The sequence below is a fragment of the Pseudoalteromonas sp. MER144-MNA-CIBAN-0113 genome, assembly GCF_040308965.1.
In the GTDB taxonomy this organism is placed as follows: Bacteria; Pseudomonadota; Gammaproteobacteria; order Enterobacterales; family Alteromonadaceae; genus Pseudoalteromonas; species Pseudoalteromonas tetraodonis.
The window spans coordinates 24,362-40,826 of sequence record NZ_JBEOOG010000004.1 but is presented as its reverse complement, the minus strand read 5'-3'; the positions used below and the strand labels follow the sequence as shown (position 1 = coordinate 40,826).

20 protein-coding genes are annotated in these 16,465 nt (G+C 40.5%); 6 read left to right on the top strand and 14 right to left on the bottom strand.

Going from position 1 to position 16,465, the window contains the following annotated elements:
• The first annotated feature begins 53 nt into the window (after positions 1-53).
• Positions 54-1,022, top strand: coding sequence for a PstS family phosphate ABC transporter substrate-binding protein (locus AAEY57_RS02010; protein WP_013465745.1), 969 nt, complete (start codon positions 54-56; stop codon positions 1,020-1,022).
• Between the two features lie 67 nt (positions 1,023-1,089).
• Here AAEY57_RS02010 and AAEY57_RS02005 read toward each other — a convergent pair whose 3' ends face one another.
• The 8 genes from AAEY57_RS02005 to sfsA all read right to left on the bottom strand — a co-directional run bounded on the left by AAEY57_RS02005 (position 1,090) and on the right by sfsA (position 7,609).
• Positions 1,090-1,329 (bottom strand): hypothetical protein, encoded by a 240-nt coding sequence (locus tag AAEY57_RS02005; protein ID WP_013465744.1) that lies wholly within the window; start codon positions 1,327-1,329, stop codon positions 1,090-1,092.
• A gap of 30 nt (positions 1,330-1,359) precedes the next feature.
• Positions 1,360-2,208, bottom strand: a complete 849-nt coding sequence (gene panC / locus AAEY57_RS02000) for a pantoate--beta-alanine ligase (RefSeq protein ID WP_016900475.1) — start codon at positions 2,206-2,208, stop codon at positions 1,360-1,362.
• Entirely contained in the window at positions 2,208-3,002 is a 795-nt protein-coding gene (gene panB, locus AAEY57_RS01995; protein WP_016900473.1) for a 3-methyl-2-oxobutanoate hydroxymethyltransferase, read from the bottom strand. Before panB ends, panC begins: the two co-directional genes overlap by 1 nt.
• Positions 3,003-3,032: 30 nt before the next feature.
• Positions 3,033-3,518 carry a 2-amino-4-hydroxy-6-hydroxymethyldihydropteridine diphosphokinase gene (gene folK / locus AAEY57_RS01990; RefSeq protein ID WP_350605980.1) on the bottom strand — a complete coding sequence of 162 codons (486 nt, stop codon included), beginning with the start codon at positions 3,516-3,518 and terminating at the stop codon, positions 3,033-3,035.
• 3 nt (positions 3,519-3,521) lie between these two features.
• Positions 3,522-4,820, bottom strand: coding sequence for a polynucleotide adenylyltransferase PcnB (gene pcnB, locus AAEY57_RS01985; protein ID WP_024602358.1), 1,299 nt, complete (start codon positions 4,818-4,820; stop codon positions 3,522-3,524).
• Positions 4,821-5,125: 305 nt separating this feature from the next.
• Positions 5,126-6,022, bottom strand: coding sequence for a tRNA glutamyl-Q(34) synthetase GluQRS (gluQRS, locus tag AAEY57_RS01980; RefSeq protein WP_013465739.1), 897 nt, complete (start codon positions 6,020-6,022; stop codon positions 5,126-5,128).
• Positions 6,023-6,035: 13 nt separating this feature from the next.
• On the bottom strand, positions 6,036-6,479 hold the full coding sequence (gene dksA, locus AAEY57_RS01975; RefSeq protein WP_013465738.1) for an RNA polymerase-binding protein DksA: 444 nt from the start codon (positions 6,477-6,479) through the stop codon (positions 6,036-6,038).
• 401 nt (positions 6,480-6,880) lie between these two features.
• Positions 6,881-7,609, bottom strand: a complete 729-nt coding sequence (sfsA, locus tag AAEY57_RS01970; protein WP_350605976.1) for a DNA/RNA nuclease SfsA — start codon at positions 7,607-7,609, stop codon at positions 6,881-6,883.
• A 269-nt stretch (positions 7,610-7,878) separates the two neighbouring features.
• On the opposite strand from sfsA, the gene pepB reads away from it, so the two are divergent.
• Positions 7,879-9,177, top strand: coding sequence for an aminopeptidase PepB (pepB, locus tag AAEY57_RS01965; RefSeq protein WP_350605974.1), 1,299 nt, complete (start codon positions 7,879-7,881; stop codon positions 9,175-9,177).
• Between the two features lie 175 nt (positions 9,178-9,352).
• Positions 9,353-9,919: a phosphoribosyltransferase gene (locus AAEY57_RS01960; RefSeq protein ID WP_008111161.1), complete on the top strand. Its 567-nt coding sequence runs from the start codon at positions 9,353-9,355 to the stop codon at positions 9,917-9,919.
• Positions 9,920-9,970: 51 nt separating this feature from the next.
• Here AAEY57_RS01960 and AAEY57_RS01955 read toward each other — a convergent pair whose 3' ends face one another.
• On the bottom strand, positions 9,971-10,627 hold the full coding sequence (locus AAEY57_RS01955; protein ID WP_016900456.1) for a Crp/Fnr family transcriptional regulator: 657 nt from the start codon (positions 10,625-10,627) through the stop codon (positions 9,971-9,973).
• 278 nt (positions 10,628-10,905) lie between these two features.
• On the opposite strand from AAEY57_RS01955, the gene AAEY57_RS01950 reads away from it, so the two are divergent.
• Positions 10,906-11,142 (top strand): YgjV family protein, encoded by a 237-nt coding sequence (locus tag AAEY57_RS01950; protein ID WP_033102862.1) that lies wholly within the window; start codon positions 10,906-10,908, stop codon positions 11,140-11,142.
• A 27-nt stretch (positions 11,143-11,169) separates the two neighbouring features.
• On the opposite strand, the gene AAEY57_RS01945 is transcribed toward AAEY57_RS01950, so the two are convergent.
• The 5 genes from AAEY57_RS01945 to AAEY57_RS01925 all read right to left on the bottom strand — a co-directional run bounded on the left by AAEY57_RS01945 (position 11,170) and on the right by AAEY57_RS01925 (position 14,178).
• Entirely contained in the window at positions 11,170-12,858 is a 1,689-nt protein-coding gene (locus AAEY57_RS01945; RefSeq protein WP_350605971.1) for an amidohydrolase, read from the bottom strand.
• A 208-nt stretch (positions 12,859-13,066) separates the two neighbouring features.
• Positions 13,067-13,303 carry an EF-hand domain-containing protein gene (locus AAEY57_RS01940; RefSeq protein WP_033102860.1) on the bottom strand — a complete coding sequence of 79 codons (237 nt, stop codon included), beginning with the start codon at positions 13,301-13,303 and terminating at the stop codon, positions 13,067-13,069.
• Between the two features lie 8 nt (positions 13,304-13,311).
• A complete protein-coding gene (locus AAEY57_RS01935; RefSeq protein ID WP_350605968.1) occupies positions 13,312-13,548 on the bottom strand; it encodes an EF-hand domain-containing protein in 237 nt (78 codons plus the stop codon).
• Between the two features lie 156 nt (positions 13,549-13,704).
• Positions 13,705-13,932 (bottom strand): hypothetical protein, encoded by a 228-nt coding sequence (locus tag AAEY57_RS01930; protein ID WP_024602367.1) that lies wholly within the window; start codon positions 13,930-13,932, stop codon positions 13,705-13,707.
• Between the two features lie 12 nt (positions 13,933-13,944).
• Positions 13,945-14,178, bottom strand: coding sequence for an EF-hand domain-containing protein (locus AAEY57_RS01925; protein WP_350605964.1), 234 nt, complete (start codon positions 14,176-14,178; stop codon positions 13,945-13,947).
• Positions 14,179-14,475: 297 nt separating this feature from the next.
• Here AAEY57_RS01925 and AAEY57_RS01920 point away from each other — a divergent pair, with 297 nt between their 5' ends.
• Positions 14,476-15,930, top strand: coding sequence for a HAMP domain-containing sensor histidine kinase (locus AAEY57_RS01920; RefSeq protein WP_033102859.1), 1,455 nt, complete (start codon positions 14,476-14,478; stop codon positions 15,928-15,930).
• Between the two features lies 1 nt (position 15,931).
• Positions 15,932-16,465 carry a hypothetical protein gene (locus AAEY57_RS01915; RefSeq protein ID WP_033102858.1) on the top strand — a complete coding sequence of 178 codons (534 nt, stop codon included), beginning with the start codon at positions 15,932-15,934 and terminating at the stop codon, positions 16,463-16,465.

Genomic DNA, 16,465 nt, shown 5'->3' with positions numbered 1-16,465 from the left:
TTTAGAGTGAACCGCAGTTAGGAAATGGGACGAACAAACTGGAGAACCCCAAAATGAAATTTAAAAACTTAGTTGCCGCAATGGGTGTGGCTGTTACAACATTTGTATCTGCGCAAGCAGTAGCATTAGAAGACGGTATGCCTGAGTATCAAAAAATTAGCGGTGTATCAGGTAACTTTTCATCGGTAGGGTCTGATACGTTAGCCAACATGATGACCTTTTGGGCTGAAGAATATAAGCGTATTTACCCAAATGTAAATATTCAAATTCAAGCGGCAGGTTCGTCTACTGCGCCACCAGCATTAACAGAAGGAACGGCAAATTTAGGTCCAATGAGCCGTGCTATGAAGTCGAAAGAAATTGAAGCATTTGAAAAGCGCTATGGCTATAAGCCAACACAAGTACGTGTAGCAATTGATGCATTGGCGGTATTTGTTCATAAAGATAACCCAATTGAAGGGCTGCGTATTGACCAAATCGATGCTATTTTCTCATCAACACGTAAATGTGGCGCACCAGAGCAAGTAAACCGCTGGAGTGATGTTGGTCTAGAAGGTGATTGGGCTGCAAAAGACGTGCAATTATATGGACGTAACTCAGTATCAGGGACTTACGGTTACTTTAAAAAGAAAGCCTTATGTAAAGGCGATTTTCGTAATAACGTGAACGAGCAACCGGGTTCAGCTTCTGTTGTACAGTCAATTTCAGCATCACTAAATGCCATTGGTTATTCTGGCATTGGTTATAAAACATCGGGTGTGCGTACTGTTCCGTTATCTAAAAAAGGTACTAACTTTGTTGATGCCACGCTTGAAAACGTAGCTCAAGGTAAATACCCACTTTCACGTTTCTTATATGTTTATGTAAATAAACACCCAAATAAGCCACTTGGCCCAGTTGAAGCTGAGTTTTTAAAGATGGTACTTTCGCAAGAAGGTCAAAAAATTGTAGAAAAAGATGGTTATGTGCCACTTTCTGCAAAGCTAGTTGAAGTTGAGTTGAAAAAGTTAGGCTTAAAATAAACCGCTAATAATTAAAAAACCGCTCAAATGAGCGGTTTTTTTGGTTTACAATTTATGCCGATTGATATTAGTCAGCTTTACTTAAGTTTTCAGCTTGTACTTTGCATTGATTATACGCTTCGATGCATTTAGATGAGCAAACCTGTGACTTAAGGCTGTCGGTGGTTGTTTGTTGTTCACAGCTGGTTTCGCATTGATAACTTTGCTGAGCGCATTGGTTAAGTGCTGGATTACCTGCTTGGCTTTGGCACCCTGCCAATGCTGCAAAAGAAAAAGCCACTAGAGTGGTTTTAATAAAAGTTTTCATACTTATCCTTAAAGTGAGGCTACACCAGTATTAAACTTCAACCTGTATATTGTCGATTAATCTAACACTCCCTAAAAAGGCGGCAGCTAAAATAACAAATCGTGTATCTTCGAGTGTAGCAGCTTTTAATGTATCTCGTTGAGCTATCGAAAAATAATCTGGTTTTAGCCCTGCGCTTTCTAAAGTCGCTTTAGCATCAGCTTCAAGAGTAGCAAACGCTTTATTTCCGCTTTTTAGTTGCTGCGCACAGTGATTTAAAGTGTTGAATAAAATCGTAGCGGTTTGCTTTTCATCACTTGATAAATACCCATTGCGTGAGCTCATGGCAAGGCCGCTAACTTCACGCATCGTTGGCACACCAATAATTTCTACTGGTATCGACAAATCACGGGCCATTGTTTTAACAACTTGCAGCTGCTGAAAGTCTTTTTCACCAAAGCAGGCGTAATCAGGTTGGACTAAGTTAAATAGTTTAGTGACAACTGTTGCTACACCTTTAAAATGACCAGGACGTGAGCCGCCGCAATAGCCCATCGAAATACCTGGTACATCAACAAAACTTTGCACCCCTAAGCCATTTGGGTAAATAGCCTCTACACTGGGGATAAACAAAATATCCGTTTCAAGATCGGCTAAACCTTGTTTATCGGCATCTAAGGTACGCGGATAATTGTCTAGATCTTCGTTAGCACCAAATTGCATCGGGTTAACAAAAATACTAACAACGACTTTGTCGGCCAGTGTTTTTGCTTTTTCTACCAACGAAAAGTGACCGCGGTGCAGGTTACCCATAGTAGGTACTAGTGCAACACTTAAACCCGCTTGGCGCCAAGCTCTTATTTGACTGCGTAATGATTTAATTTCAGTGATTGACTGCATTATTTAAACTCGTGTTCAGCGCTTGGAAAAACGCCGCTTTTAACATCGTTACAATACTTTTTAACAGCGGCAGGCATGTTGCCTGTTTCGAGTAAAAAGTTTTTTGAAAATTTAGGAATGTAGCCTGCAGAAATACCGACTAAATCGTGCATAACCAAAATTTGGCCATCGGTTACATTGCCCGCACCAATCCCTATAGTCGGAATGCTTAATGAGTCAGTAATACGTTTTGCTAAGGCACTTGGAATACACTCAAGCACGAGTAGTTGAGCACCCGCTGCCTCTAATGCTTTTGCATCGGCAATAATTTTTTGTGCTTGTGCTTCTTCACGGCCTTGAATTTTAAAACCACCAAATACGTGCACAGATTGCGGCGTAAGCCCTAAATGCCCACACACCGGAATACCTTGCTGAGTAAGTGATTTAATGCTGTCATGCAGCCATTCGCCACCTTCAAGCTTGATCATATTAGCACCTGCGCGCATCAACTCTGCGGCATTTTTACACGCATCATTTGGATTTGCATAGGTCATAAACGGTAGGTCGGCAATAACAAATAGGTCACGGCTTCCAGCGCGAACACAGCGAGTATGGTACGCAATTTCTTGGTTTGTCACAGCGAGTGTGTCATCGCCACCTTGTAATACCATTCCCAAAGAATCACCGACTAAAACAACTTCAACGCCATTCTCATGAAATAACTTAGCAAAACTGGCATCATAAGCTGTTAACGCAGTGATTTTATTACTTTCAGCCTTCATTTTATTCAAAGTTGAAACGGTTATTTTAGACATAATATTCTCGCAGACATAAGCCTTAGTTAATTACAGCGGTAATTGTTGTAAGTCGTTAAGCGGTAGGTTATTTGCTATCTGTTTGATAGATGCGCCGCTTGGTAAAATAAGTTCGGGTGCAATTTCTTGCAGCGGGTAAACAACAAATTCTCTCTCGTTTAACCCGTAATGAGGCACCGTTAAACGTTTAGTATTTATAACCTGCTCACCAAATAATAAAATATCAATATCCAGTGTGCGTGCGCCCCAGCGCTCAGCCTTTCTGACTCGACCATGCTCCAGCTCTATGGCTTGCGTTAAATCAAGTAATTGCTCTGGCTGTATCGAGGTATTGATACAGGCAACCGCGTTCACATAATCGGGTTGATCTTGTGGCCCCATAGGCTTGCTCGCATAATAGTGTGAGCAAGCGATAAACTCGCTGTTAGGCAAGTTTTTAAGTGCAAAAACAGCATCATCAAGTTGTTTTTTAGGTGTATTAAGGTTGGCACCTAAGCCTAAATAGACACGTTGCATTATTTACTCAGCTGGTTTTTTAGTGGTGCGCCGACGAGGACGCTTACGTGGTTTTGGTCCACCTTGATGACCTAGCTCTCGCACCATTTCTTTTTGGCCATTAATATCTTGACTCAAGTACTGTGTCCACCACTGTGCAAGCTCTGTATGCTCAGTTTCACCGGCATCAACACGCAGTAGTAAAAAGTCATAAGCGGCTTTAAAACGAGGCTGCTGTGTTAAGCGATAGGCACGTTGGCCTGCACGTTTGTCTAAACGTTGTTGAATATGCCAAATATCACGGGCGCCTAACGTAAAGCGTTTTGGCACTGCAATATGCTGAGCGTTCTCACTAAGTACTTTATTAATTGCTTGGGCAAAGGCATCGTATTCAGAGAGTTGTTCTTGACGTCGAATTTTTTCAGTACGTTCAACCAATGGAAACCACAGTAACGCTGCAAATACAAACGCAGGGGTGACTTTTTTCTCTGCATTAATGCGGATGTCAGTGTTTGCAAACATTTGCTTGATGAAAGTTTCTTCAAGCCCGCCTGGGTTTTTATCCAAAATGCGGTCAAGTTCTGGGAACAACGATTTAAATAACCCGTATTTGCGCAGCATTAAAAAGTTTTGTTGTGCTTTGCCGTTTAAAAACAGCTTGAGTATTTCTTCAAACAAACGTGCCGGTGGAATGTTATCAAGCAAGCTAGCTAGAGCGGTTATTGGCTTTTCGCTTGCAGGTGCTATTTGCATATCGAGTTTAGTAGCAAAGCGCACTGCACGAAGCATACGCACGGGGTCTTCACGATAGCGTGTTTCAGGGTCGCCAATTAACTCAATTTGTTTTGCCTTTATGGCCGCTAAACCATTGGCGTAATCATAAATACAAAAATCATTGATTGAGTAATATAAGGCATTGATTGAAAAATCACGACGCTCGGCATCTTCTTCAATGCTGCCAAATACGTTGTCGCGAAGTAGTTGCCCATGTTCGCTTGATTGGCTAATTTGATTTTTGTCTTCTTGTGCTTCGTGATGGCCGCGCATGGTGGCCACTTCAATAATCTCACGACCAAAAACAATGTGCGCTAAACGAAAGCGGCGGCCAATTAAACGGCAGTTACGAAACAGTTTTTTAACTTGCTCAGGGGTTGCATTGGTTACAACATCAAAATCTTTGGGTTGTTGACCTAACAATACATCGCGAATGCAACCACCAACTAAGTAGGCATCATAGCCACCATCTTTTAGGCGATAGAGTACTTTGATTGCATTTGGGCTAAATTGTTTGCGAGAAATACCATGCTCACCTCGAGGGATCACCAACGGTTCACTGCTGATTGCGACATCTTCGGCACTGGCATTCGGGCCGATAATTTGTCGACAAAATTGAAAAAGCTTGGAAATAATAGTCTGTCTCCTAGAGAAGCGGTTGATTGACTCGCCATTGCAATCAAAATGACAACAAGTACCTTCTCATAGAGCTGTACTTACTGTTTTATGTAATTAGTATATATTTAGGCGGCTATCATATACCAGCAAGGTGGAAAAATTAAGTTGCAGTGCTGAAATTAAGCCATTTTTAACGATTTTATTTGAATTTGTTATACCCAATCCGCGAAAGAGCGTTAAATCTGTATTTCACGCGTAGTGGGAACGCGGCTTAAGTTAAAATGTGCCACGCCCCAAGCAAGTAATTGCTCTGTGGTTAAATCCATAAGTTGGTCGTGGGTTGGCAAACCTAAAAAGTTAAATACCGCTATCAAAGTTGGTTTGGGATTTTGTTTGCAAATAGCGGGGGCGTAATTTTGTTTAGAGAGTTTAAATCCGGGTTTTGCTACCGCTAAAGGTAAATGAGCAAATTCTGGAATAGGGTTATTAAGTTGCTTAAACAGACTTATTTGACGGGCGGTAGGTTCAAGTAGATCAGCGCCTCGTACAATTCGATTGATCCCTTGCTCAATGTCATCAATAACCACCACCAGTTGATAGGCAAATAAACCGTCGCTACGTTTTATAATGTAATCTTCATGGGCCAGAGCAGGGTCAACGTCAATACGCCCCTGAATAAGGTCGTTATAAGTCACGGTTGCATGGCATTGAGTTAAGCGAAGGGCATGACCCTGTTCACTGAGTTGGCTATGTTTACATTGCCCTTGATAAATTCCACCTAGCGCTTTTATTTGCTTACGAGAGCATTGGCAGGCATAAATAAGGTGTTGTTTTGACAGTGAGTTTACTGCATCTTGATAAATAGTAAGACGCTGTGTTTGATACACAACGTTTTCATCCCAATTAAGGCAGTAGGCGTCTAAGGTATTTAGGATATCGGTGGCTGCGCCTTTAACAACGCGAGTGGTGTCTATATCTTCAATGCGTACTAACCATTTCCCTTGGTTAACTTTTGCATCTAGGTAGCTACCTACAGCCGCCACAAGTGAGCCAAAATGTAACGGCCCCGAAGGAGACGGTGCAAATCGGCCGCGATAGTCAGATACTTGCGCGGTAACGGCTGTAGAAGACATGGCTATAACTTAATTAGCCGCGTCCAGCTTGTTTTTCTTTAATTTCGGCAAGTGTTTTACAGTCTACGCATAAATCAGCAGTAGGACGTGCTTCTAAACGACGAATACCAATTTCAATACCACAAGACTCACAAAAACCAAACTCGTCTTCTTTAATTAAGTTGATTGTTTTTTCAATTTTCTTAATTAATTTGCGTTCGCGGTCACGAGTACGAAGCTCTAATGAGAACTCTTCTTCTTGTGCTGCGCGGTCAACGGGATCAGGAAAGTTAGCTGCTTCGTCTTGCATGTGTGACTTAGTACGATCAACTTCGTTCCGTAAATCATTACGCCAAGTTTCTAAAATTGTTTTAAAATGAGCACGTTGTGCTTCATTCATGTACTCTTCACCCGGTTTTTCTTGGTATGGTTCTAAACCGGCTTGAGCCAATAAACCATGTCTTTTTTGGTCTGGCATAACTCTCTCCTAAATCCTTAATTTAATGCCTCAGCATTAGCCGGCGGTATAAATAACAGAAACTCATACCCTAGGCAAATTTATTTTTAAATAATCGAATTAGCTTCAACCCTGTTTACCCATATAAAAGTAGCAAAAGCAGTGTTTATACTTTTTTATTACAGTATCGGTTTATAAACTGGCGTTGTTATGTGGGCAAAAATAATAAAAACAACTTATCTTTTACTTTTCGGTTAAGTATTTTTTAGGCGTAATACAATACCAGCGTTTAAAAGCACGCTGTTCAGAAAAGCCCAGCAAAGTGCATATTTAACAAATTGCACTCTTATTTTAGTAATATTAATTGCGCTTTAAGAGCTTATTAGTGAATTGAGCAAATTAATCAGATTTTATTCATACGCTTAATTTGGCGATTCAACAAAGTTTATTTTTTCAATTAAAGTAACTTCACTCGCTGAAATGTGTGCTTTATAAGCTAATACTTCTACGCCTTGCTCAATGGCCTCGCTAAGCAATTTTGCATAGGTTGGGTCAATATGCACCGCAGCACTGACTTGTGTGATGCCTTGGTGCAGCACTGCAAATAGTAATACCGCTCGATGCCCTTGTTTTACCATGTCGATTAATTCACGAATATGCTTTTGCCCACGAACAGTTTGGGCGTCAGGGAAGTAGCCTTGACCACTTTGTGGACGATCTTCGCTCAGCAGCGTGACTGATTTAACTTCAACATAGCAATTGGCTTTGCTGCTGTGGGTAAGTAAAAAGTCGATGCGGCTGTTTTCACTGCCATACTTCACTTCACTTTGTATGTGTTGATAGCCAGTAAGCTCATCAATAACCCCATTATTAAGTGCTTCTTCGACCACTTTATTGGCGATAGCGGTATTTACACAAATAAGCTGTGATACATTATTTTGCGTCAGCTCTAATGACTGCGGGTACTTTCGCTTGGTATTACTGCTGGTGGAATAAAAGGCAGTAAAACCGGCATCGGCACAGCCCGTCATCTTACCCGTATTAGCACAGTGAGCGGTAAAAGTAGTGCCATCACTGAGCTCTAAATCAGCTAAAAAGCGTTTGTAACGCTTTAATAAAGTGGCAGATTGTAATGGCGGGGTGTACTTCATTTATGACTTCCTTATGTAACCTGAGCGCTGGATAATAAGTTTATTTCAAGTAGTTGTTTTAGCGCTAACTGCGTTGAGTTCATTTTTTCTAGAGATAATAAACTTAAATATTTTTATAGCTCAATATGTTAGCAAACTTATTAACCCGAGTTTAGGGTAAGTGAAATTGAGGTTTACAGGCAGGTTGAGGTTATTCACCTCAAGCTGTTGGGAACTTAAGCGCTCTATAGTAAACTCAACCGCACATTTAAGTGCAAGGATATTCTAACATGAGTGAAAAATTTGTTGTTCAATTAAGCGAGCAGTTGGCACCAGGGCATTGGGGCGAAAGTGCGTCATTATCTTTTAACGAACACGGCGCAACGGTTCATTTATCTGAGCAAGAAACATTAAAAAATGTGCAAAAAGCGGGTCGTACAATTGCAAATCAAGGCATTAAAAATGTTGTTCTTGAGGGTGATGTATGGTGCACAGAGAGCCAATGGGCTTTTTACCAAGGCTTTGTATCACCAAAAGTACTAAACGGTGTTGAGTTTGTTGATAACGCACAATCTGATCTTAAAGAACTCGCTGATTTAAAAGCATCGGCAACGTGGGCGCGCGAAATGATCAATGGTACCGCCGATGACATTTACCCAGAAAGCTTAGCTGAAAAAGCCGCTGAATTTATTCAATCACTTGCACCAGAGCATGTTAGCTATCAAATCATAAAAGGCGATGCGCTATTAGAACAGCAGTGGATTGGTATTCATGCCGTTGGTCGTGGTAGTGAGCGTCCGCCAGTATTACTTGAGCTTGATTACAACCCAACTGGCGATGAGAACGCACCGGTAAGCGCAGCACTTGTTGGTAAAGGTATTACGTTTGACTCAGGTGGTTACTCAATTAAACCAAGCGAAGGTATGTTGGGTATGAAGTGCGACATGGGTGGTGCAGCAACGGTAACCGCAGGTTTGGCACTGGCAATTAGCCATGGCGTAGAAAAGCGTATTAAGTTGTTTTTATGTTGTGCAGAGAACTTAATTTCGGGTAATGCATACAAACTAGGTGACATTCTTACTTACAAAAATGGCACAACCGTTGAAATTGTAAATACCGATGCTGAAGGACGTTTAGTATTGGCTGATGGCTTAATGGCCGCAGGCGAGACAGGCGCTCCACTTATTATTGATGCGGCAACCCTTACTGGTGCCGCCCTTGTTGCTGTTGGTCAAGAGTACAATGCATTGTTTGCCCTTGATAAAGAGCTAGTGCGTGAAGTGGAAGACTTTGCGTCACAAGAAATGGAAGCCGCATGGCCATTACCACTTGAAAAATGGCATCAACAAAACTGCCCATCGCCGTATGCGGATACAGCAAATAGCCGCGCCCAAAAAGGCGGTGGTTTCGGTGGTGCATCTAACGCCGCTGGTTTCTTATCTCGCTTTGTGCCAAACGATGGCAAAGGCTGGGTACACATCGATTTAGCTGCTGCATTTAATATGGGTGGTAGCACAAGTCAATGGGCTTCAGGTGCAACTACACAAGGTATGCGCACCGTAGCACGTACCCTACTTGAAAAGGCATAATCTACTGAGATTACGCATTAGTTAAAAAATAGGTACCTTAGGGTGCCTATTTTTTTATCCGCCAAACAAGCAATTTTGTTTTATTTACGGTAAAATCCTTCGCCATTACGTGTTTGGGCATCTATTTTTATTTAAACCTCGCTCAAATATTATACATACCACTGGGATCCTTACTATGTCAGAAAAGTGCTATATCACGGCTCAACAATTACTTGAAGATTCATTCCGCGTAGCGGCACAAGTGTATAAAGATGGCTTTCGTCCAGATTTTATTATTGGTATATGGCGCGGTGGTGCTCCAATTGGGATTGCGGTTCAGGAATATTATGATTACAAAGGCATAGAAACGGATCACATTGCGGTTCGTACCTCGTCTTATTACGGTATTGGTAAGCAATCAAAAGAAATCAAAGTACATGGTTTACACTACATAGTTGAAAACGCAAATGCAGGTGACTCCTTATTGATTGTTGACGATGTTTTTGACTCAGGTCGTAGTATTGTAGCGTTAAAAGAGAAGCTCTCTGAGCTAATGCGTTTAAACTTACCACGTGATATTCGTATTGCTTGTCCATACTACAAGCCAAAAAATTCAAAAGTAGATACAGTGCCTGATTACTACATTCATGAATCTGAAGAATGGTTAGTATTCCCGCATGAATTATCAGGTTTAACGCCGGATGAAATTATTGAAGGTAAATCTGATTTAGCTAAAATCCACGATATTTTACTTGAAAAGTAAGTATTACTTTAAAGACAATAAAAAAGGCCTTAATGGCCTTTTTTATTGTCTTTAAAGCTGTGCAAAGCTATCTACATAGTCACTTAATTTGGGTATATCGACAGCTTGTAGTCCTTGCGTGCTTCTTTGCACTAAGTTTTTCTCTACTAACTCACTCACTACACGCCTGTATGCACGCTCAGTGGTTGCAAAGCGCTCAGCTTCTGCATTTACCGTAGGGTAAGCACGTAACAAGGTGGGATTGTTATTCTCTGCACGTAATAAGCAGTCTTTGGCAATATTGTAGCTCAACGGCAGTAACAGCTTATCTAAATTAATTTTTTGATTTTCTTGAAACTTAGCCGCAATCGTTTGCGCCGTATATAAGCTTAGCTCGGGTTTATCGAGCAATAATGAACGCCAATGTTTTAATTCAATCAAGTTATACGTGACATCACTAAAGCAGGTTACCGTGTAAATGCAGGGGTTATTATTGAGTGCTTCAATTTCGCCAATTAGGGTATTGTTACAGTCGAGTTGGCCAAGTAGCAGGCGTCGGCCATTACCTACATCGTAACTAAACGATACAGTTCCACTTCGCACTAATACCAACTTAGTTAACGGCTGGTCTTGCTGTATTAATATTTCTTTTTTTGATTGCTGAAAACTACTGCCGGCAAACGTCAGCAGTTGATCAACAAGGTAACTGGAAAAATGGTATTGAAACATCAATCATGCTCTTCGGACAATTGTCCTATTTATTACACCTTAATGACGATAGCATTAAGATTAAGAATTTATGCTAACTTGCCCACGCCGTTAATATAATTAATAGCGTTAAATGACCTTCATTCTTCCGTGTAATGATTAAAAATTGTGGTATTAACCAGTATATTTTAAGGTTTTATTGGTAAGTTAGCTTTTTTATTTTAACTACTGCGTAGCGTAGCTTAATAATGTACTAAAATTTAACGCGTAATACTAACCTAAAGCCTAGGAGAGAACAATTGAGTTGGGAATATTTAGGTTATTTAGCATCCGCCTTATTAGTCATATCATTAACCATGACTGATGTAACCAAACTACGTTGGTTTAATTTATTGGGCTGTATTGCGTTTACTTTTTACGGTGCGGCTATAGGCTCAGTGCCGGTGGCTTTTACCAACGGCTTGTTGGCTTTGGTCAATATTTATCACATTATTAAGCTATATCGTCAGTCAAAAGTTGATACAAAAAAGGGTTAACGCAAGTTAACCCTTTTTTGTTTTTAATTATTCAGCTTTTGTGGCGTCTTTTTCGTAGCGTAACGTGCCCGCAATCCACGTTTGCAGCACCTGAGTTTTGTATAGCTGCTCAATAGGGACTTTAAAGTAGTCTTGATCAACCAGTATAAAGTCAGCCCATTTACCTTGCTCTAAACTCCCTAGCTTAAACTCTTGATGCGCTGCATACGCGCCGCCAAGGGTAAACGCACGTAATGCATCTTCTCTGCTTAACACTTCACTGGCGCGCCAACCGTTTTCAGGCAATTGATTATGATCCATACGTGTAATGGCAGAATATAAGCCATCAAACGGGTTCGCCAGCTCGACAGGGTAATCAGAACCCGCTGCAATAGTCGATCCCTGCTCTAAGAATGTTTGCCAAGCGTATGCGCCTTTGAGTTGTTTATCGGTTAAACGCTGCTCTGCCATATGCATGTCAGATGTAGCATGCACAGGTTGCATTGATGGAATTATTTTCAGGGTTTTAAAGCGCGGAATATCCTCTGGCGAGACTATTTGTGCATGCTCCATGCGATTACGCAGTAGTATACCACCGGTTTGCTTAAATACATTTTGATAGGCATCGAGCACAATTTTATTTGCTCTATCGCCAATGGCGTGGGTATTTGCACTAAACCCGCTTTTAAAAGTGAGTGTAAATAATTGTTCTAGCTTTTGTTGGGTTTCAAGCATTAGGCCAAAGTGGTTTGCTCTGTCTGCGTATTCTTCAATAAGCGCGGCACCGCGTGACCCTAATGCACCATCAGCGTAAATTTTTACACTGCGAATAGATAAAAAATCTTGAGCATCTTGATACCGACCCGCTTTAAGCATCATGTTTAAATCTGGGCTTGCTGCACTTAACATCGCTACAATTCTAAGCGGTAATGTACCTAACTCAGCGCGCTGTTTATAAACTTGCCACGTGGTTTTATCAATACCTGCATCGTGAGTTGAGGTAATGCCTAAGCTTAACAAATGTTTACCTGCGGCATCTAATGCATTGCTAACCGATTGCGCAGACGTTGCAGGCATATGCTGGGTAACCAAGGTTTCTGCTTTATCTATAAAAATACCGGTTGGTTTGCCAAACTCGTCTTTTATAATTTCTCCACCTGCTGGGGCTGGTGTGTCAGCATTAATATTGGCAAGTTCTAGTGCTTTTGAATTAACCCAAATAGCATGGCTATCTACTCGCGATAAAATAACAGGGCGGTCGCTGACGACTTTGTCTAAATCAGCAGCGGTAGGGAAACGCGTGTCGGACCATAGCTCTTGGTTCCAGCCCCGACCAATAATCCAACCTTCTTTGCCTTTGGCAAATTCGTTGAGCTTAGCGGTTATTTCATCTACCGATTTTGCGCCGCGCACATCCAGCTGTGACAAGTTTTCACCGAGGCCAATTACGTGTCCGTGGGCATCAATGAGCCCTGGTAATAAGGTTTTTCCATTGGCGTCAATTAGGGTTGCGCCCGGGAAGCTATTTTTTAAGCTGTCAGGACCTGTTTTTACAACTTTGCCATCTTTTATGACTAAGGTTGTAAATGTATTTACTTCGCCATGGCGCATTTTTCCTTTGTATAAAGGGGTGTAGCCATTGGCATTATATATTACTTTCGTTTGTGCAATTGCCACACTAGATAAGGCGCAGAGGCTTGCTAGTAATACCGGTTTAATTAATTTATTGAGTTGCATAAGAGGTATGTTGTTATTATTTGTACTATCACAGTAGCAAACTCAAATTTAGAATACCAATAGCATAATTTATTAATAGTCGAATAAGTCCAGCTTTTAGCTAGAGCAAGCAAATTCAGGGTGGGATAGGGTGCGTGTTAACAGGAAAGAATTTATTTAATCTTCTCAAATAAAGCCTAATTAACTAGGCTTTATTTGAGGGAGCTATTTATTTACTGGCGTACAAACTATATTCGCTTAATGACAATTGTGCGTCTTTGTCACGGTCGTAGCTGCCAAAGCGTGACCATAATGCAGGATCACTGGCAGTTTCCGAACGAGTTAAAAAGCCATCTTGATTACGGTCAAGTTTTTCAAATTCTGAGGCAATATAGCTGCTTGTCGCAAAGCTCATGCAGCTAACAACAGTAAGCGTTAGTAAAATAATATGGCGGATAGGTTTCATCTAAATACTCAGTATAAATTGGTGGTTAGATAGTTTTTAAACTCAGTTAAAGAAATTCTGTTGTCTTGATTTTCATCCCAATTTGAAAATGAGTTTAATAGCTGAGGCTGAGCAGCAAGCTCGCTATGGGTTAAATCCCCGTCGTTGTTGGTGTCTAGATGTTCAAAGCGTTGCTTTACATCAAGTGCAAATGCACTATGGCTAACAAATAGTAAAGCACCAATAAGGAGAAGCTGTATTTTCATGGTTGGCGTTCCAAGGCATATTTTAATTGCTGGCAGTAATGAAATAAAGCACTTGCCATAATTTAAATCCCAACATTAAATCCGTTTACACACTCCCTCAGGGATTATGGCAAGTGCTTTTAACTCTATACTAATAGATTAAACTTGAATCTAAACTTAAGGTTTAAAGTTTTGGAATTCTTTTTTAGAAATCATCTCGTTATTATCTTTGTCTAAATCGGCAAACTGCTTAAGTAATTGTTTATCTTGCTTTGCCTCAACAAGCGATATTTGGTCATCCATATTTTTATCTAAATGCATAAAACGTACATTTAATGGCGATGCCAGTGCGGTGGCACTAATAGCTAAAAATAGGAGCGAAAAAGCACCAATTAGTTGTTTCATGAATGTACTCCTTTATTTTATAAACAGCTTAAATTCGTTTAGAGATATGAGCCCGTTTTCATCGGTGTCTATCTGTGCAAAGTTCTCATGTAATAAAGCATCTTCACCTGCTTCAGCTTCACTCAATGTGCCATTACTGTCTTTGTCTAAACGATTAAATTCAGCATCTACATCAAGAGCGAATAAATGAGTACTGGTTAGGCACAAACTGATAAGTGCAGCGTTCTGTAAATTGTTTCTGAACATTCCTTGGCTCTTTTTAGATTAATATTAATGTTCTCGTAACAAAAATGATGCCAATATTTATTTTTATTAATAATCAGTGAGTTATGTTTTTTTGTGATGATTGGTGCGTAATTTTTACAAGTAACTGTGTGTTTTATGCAACAATTTTGCAGTTATAAGCGTTTAAAATTTTTTAAATCAATTGCTTAACTTGTCGCTATTTAGAGACAGCAGGGGGGTTTTATCCTTGATGGTTCAGCGAGTGTATAAGTTGAGCGCTTAATAATAGAACGTTTAAAAATAGTAAAGGACTTTTGTATGCCCGCAGTCATGGCTGAAAAATATAAAGCATTGATAAATTGGCGCCCCAATTTAATTGGCCAATTTGTAATGAGCATGCTGTTGTCGCTGTTGCCCTTATCTATAGTGGTTATTGTGTTTTTAAATGTATTAAATAAGCAATTAGCGGTCACTCAGCAAATTGTGAGTAATAATTACCAAGTAACTAAGTCGTTTAATGTGCTTAAGCAAGAGCTTAATAGTTTAGAAAGGGCAACAAGACAAAACTGGGTATTAAAGAGCGACTCACTCGATAAGCTAATCGTAGATAAATGGCAATCATCATTGCAAAACATCAATGAGCTAAAACAGCTTTCAAATAACCAAGCAAATACACACCAATGGCAACGGCTAACGGATACTTTGCAAACGGCGCATACTCAACTTGTGGTTGAAGCGCGTCAACAAGCTGAATTATTTGTGCCAATCAGCGAAATATTAGCGGAGCTAACATTGTGGTTACGTGAGGAAAATGAAGCCAAAATCACTCAAAACCAAATTAAGCTCACAAATTTACAAGCTTCCTTTATAAACTGGTTGATTGCACTTACGCCTTTAACGCTGCTTGTTGGCGGCGGTTTTTTGTGGCGCATAAGCGGGCGCTTAAAAAGCTTAACCTCAGTGATTGATAAGTTAGGCCAAGGAGATTGGCAGCAAAAAATATCGGTGCAAGGGTCGGCTGAACTCATAGAGTTAGGTAACAAGTTGCAGTGGGTGCAAGCGCAGCTGCATATGTTAGAACAACAAAAAGATACATTTTTACGCCACGTTACTCACGAATTAAAAACCCCTTTGGCTTCTATGGTTGAGGGCACTGAATTACTAGCCGATGAAATCGTTGGCCCCATCAATAACGAGCAAAAAGCGGTACTTGGGCTGATCAGTCAATCGATGGTGAGGCTACGTACTATGATAGACAGTTTATTGAGTTATAACGCCATTCGCACCAGTAAAGACAACGTCAGTGAAGTGGAATTTAATCAGCTAATAAAAAAGGTAAATAACCACTTTGAGCACCGCTTAAATGCGCGAGAACAATCGCTTATTTGGCACAATAGTTTACCTAATATTTCTCTTAGTTTACCACGGGAGTTAATTGAAATGATTTTAATTCAGTTAATTTCCAATGGCTTAAAGTTTTCTCAGCCAAACCAAGTCGTTACTATTAGCTTGAGTCTAGAAAATAACGGCCTAAATATGCAAGTAGCAGATGAGGGTTGTGGCATTAAAGAGCATGAAAGAGATCATGTTTTTGGGGCGTTTTATCAAGGTAAACATACCAAAGAGATTAGCTTACAAGGCAGTGGTTTAGGCCTTACTATAGTCAAAGAGTCAGTTGAACAGTTACATGGGCAACTAAAAATTGAGCATAATGAGCCGCAAGGCTGTCGATTTAACATTGTCATCCCCTATAAAAATAAAGGAGTTAAATAATATGTCTGCGCGTTTAATGGCTATTGTATGGCTAACCAGCAGTCTTGTTTTTTTATCTGGGTGTGAAATAACAAACACTCAAACACAGGGGGAATCAGCATTAAATGTACCCTCTCAGCCAGATAGCAAAACGAATCAGCCAAATCCCAAACCTCGGCCAAAATCAGAGCCAATATATCCCTCTGCAGCGCAAGTTATTGCTTGGCATGCCAATCAGTGCGGTGGTTTTAAATTAGCGCCTAGCAATGAAACCTACTTAGGTGAGCAAGCACTGAAAGCGTTTTTTAGTACAGCATGTTTAAAGCTTAGTAGTGACCCCAATACTGTGATGAGTCAATTACTTAAGCTGGATCAGGCGTACTATTGGCCCGATGATATAAAGCACTATTTATGGCTGCAAAAACAGCACGTATTAATGCAAATAGATGCAAAAAAACAACAGCAAGCATTGAACGCCAAAATGCAAAAAACCTTGTCGTCATTAGCCGCAATTGAACAGCAACTTTTACTACGTGAAGAAACCAAGGAGCAGTAA

Bases quoted from the DNA above. Each gene is read 5' to 3' on its own strand.
- AAEY57_RS02010 (WP_013465745.1), top strand. From the start codon at position 54: ATGAAATTTAAAAACTTAGTTGCCGCAATGGGTGTGGCTGTTACAACA.
- AAEY57_RS02005 (WP_013465744.1), bottom strand. From the start codon at position 1,329: ATGAAAACTTTTATTAAAACCACTCTAGTGGCTTTTTCTTTTGCAGCA.
- panC (WP_016900475.1), bottom strand. From the start codon at position 2,208: ATGCAGTCAATCACTGAAATTAAATCATTACGCAGTCAAATAAGAGCT.
- panB (WP_016900473.1), bottom strand. From the start codon at position 3,002: ATGTCTAAAATAACCGTTTCAACTTTGAATAAAATGAAGGCTGAAAGT.
- folK (WP_350605980.1), bottom strand. From the start codon at position 3,518: ATGCAACGTGTCTATTTAGGCTTAGGTGCCAACCTTAATACACCTAAA.
- gluQRS (WP_013465739.1), bottom strand. From the start codon at position 6,022: ATGTCTTCTACAGCCGTTACCGCGCAAGTATCTGACTATCGCGGCCGA.
- dksA (WP_013465738.1), bottom strand. From the start codon at position 6,479: ATGCCAGACCAAAAAAGACATGGTTTATTGGCTCAAGCCGGTTTAGAA.
- sfsA (WP_350605976.1), bottom strand. From the start codon at position 7,609: ATGAAGTACACCCCGCCATTACAATCTGCCACTTTATTAAAGCGTTAC.
- pepB (WP_350605974.1), top strand. From the start codon at position 7,879: ATGAGTGAAAAATTTGTTGTTCAATTAAGCGAGCAGTTGGCACCAGGG.
- AAEY57_RS01960 (WP_008111161.1), top strand. From the start codon at position 9,353: ATGTCAGAAAAGTGCTATATCACGGCTCAACAATTACTTGAAGATTCA.
- AAEY57_RS01955 (WP_016900456.1), bottom strand. From the start codon at position 10,627: ATGTTTCAATACCATTTTTCCAGTTACCTTGTTGATCAACTGCTGACG.
- AAEY57_RS01945 (WP_350605971.1), bottom strand. From the start codon at position 12,858: ATGCAACTCAATAAATTAATTAAACCGGTATTACTAGCAAGCCTCTGC.
- AAEY57_RS01940 (WP_033102860.1), bottom strand. From the start codon at position 13,303: ATGAAACCTATCCGCCATATTATTTTACTAACGCTTACTGTTGTTAGC.
- AAEY57_RS01935 (WP_350605968.1), bottom strand. From the start codon at position 13,548: ATGAAAATACAGCTTCTCCTTATTGGTGCTTTACTATTTGTTAGCCAT.
- AAEY57_RS01930 (WP_024602367.1), bottom strand. From the start codon at position 13,932: ATGAAACAACTAATTGGTGCTTTTTCGCTCCTATTTTTAGCTATTAGT.
- AAEY57_RS01925 (WP_350605964.1), bottom strand. From the start codon at position 14,178: ATGTTCAGAAACAATTTACAGAACGCTGCACTTATCAGTTTGTGCCTA.
- AAEY57_RS01920 (WP_033102859.1), top strand. From the start codon at position 14,476: ATGCCCGCAGTCATGGCTGAAAAATATAAAGCATTGATAAATTGGCGC.
- AAEY57_RS01915 (WP_033102858.1), top strand. From the start codon at position 15,932: ATGTCTGCGCGTTTAATGGCTATTGTATGGCTAACCAGCAGTCTTGTT.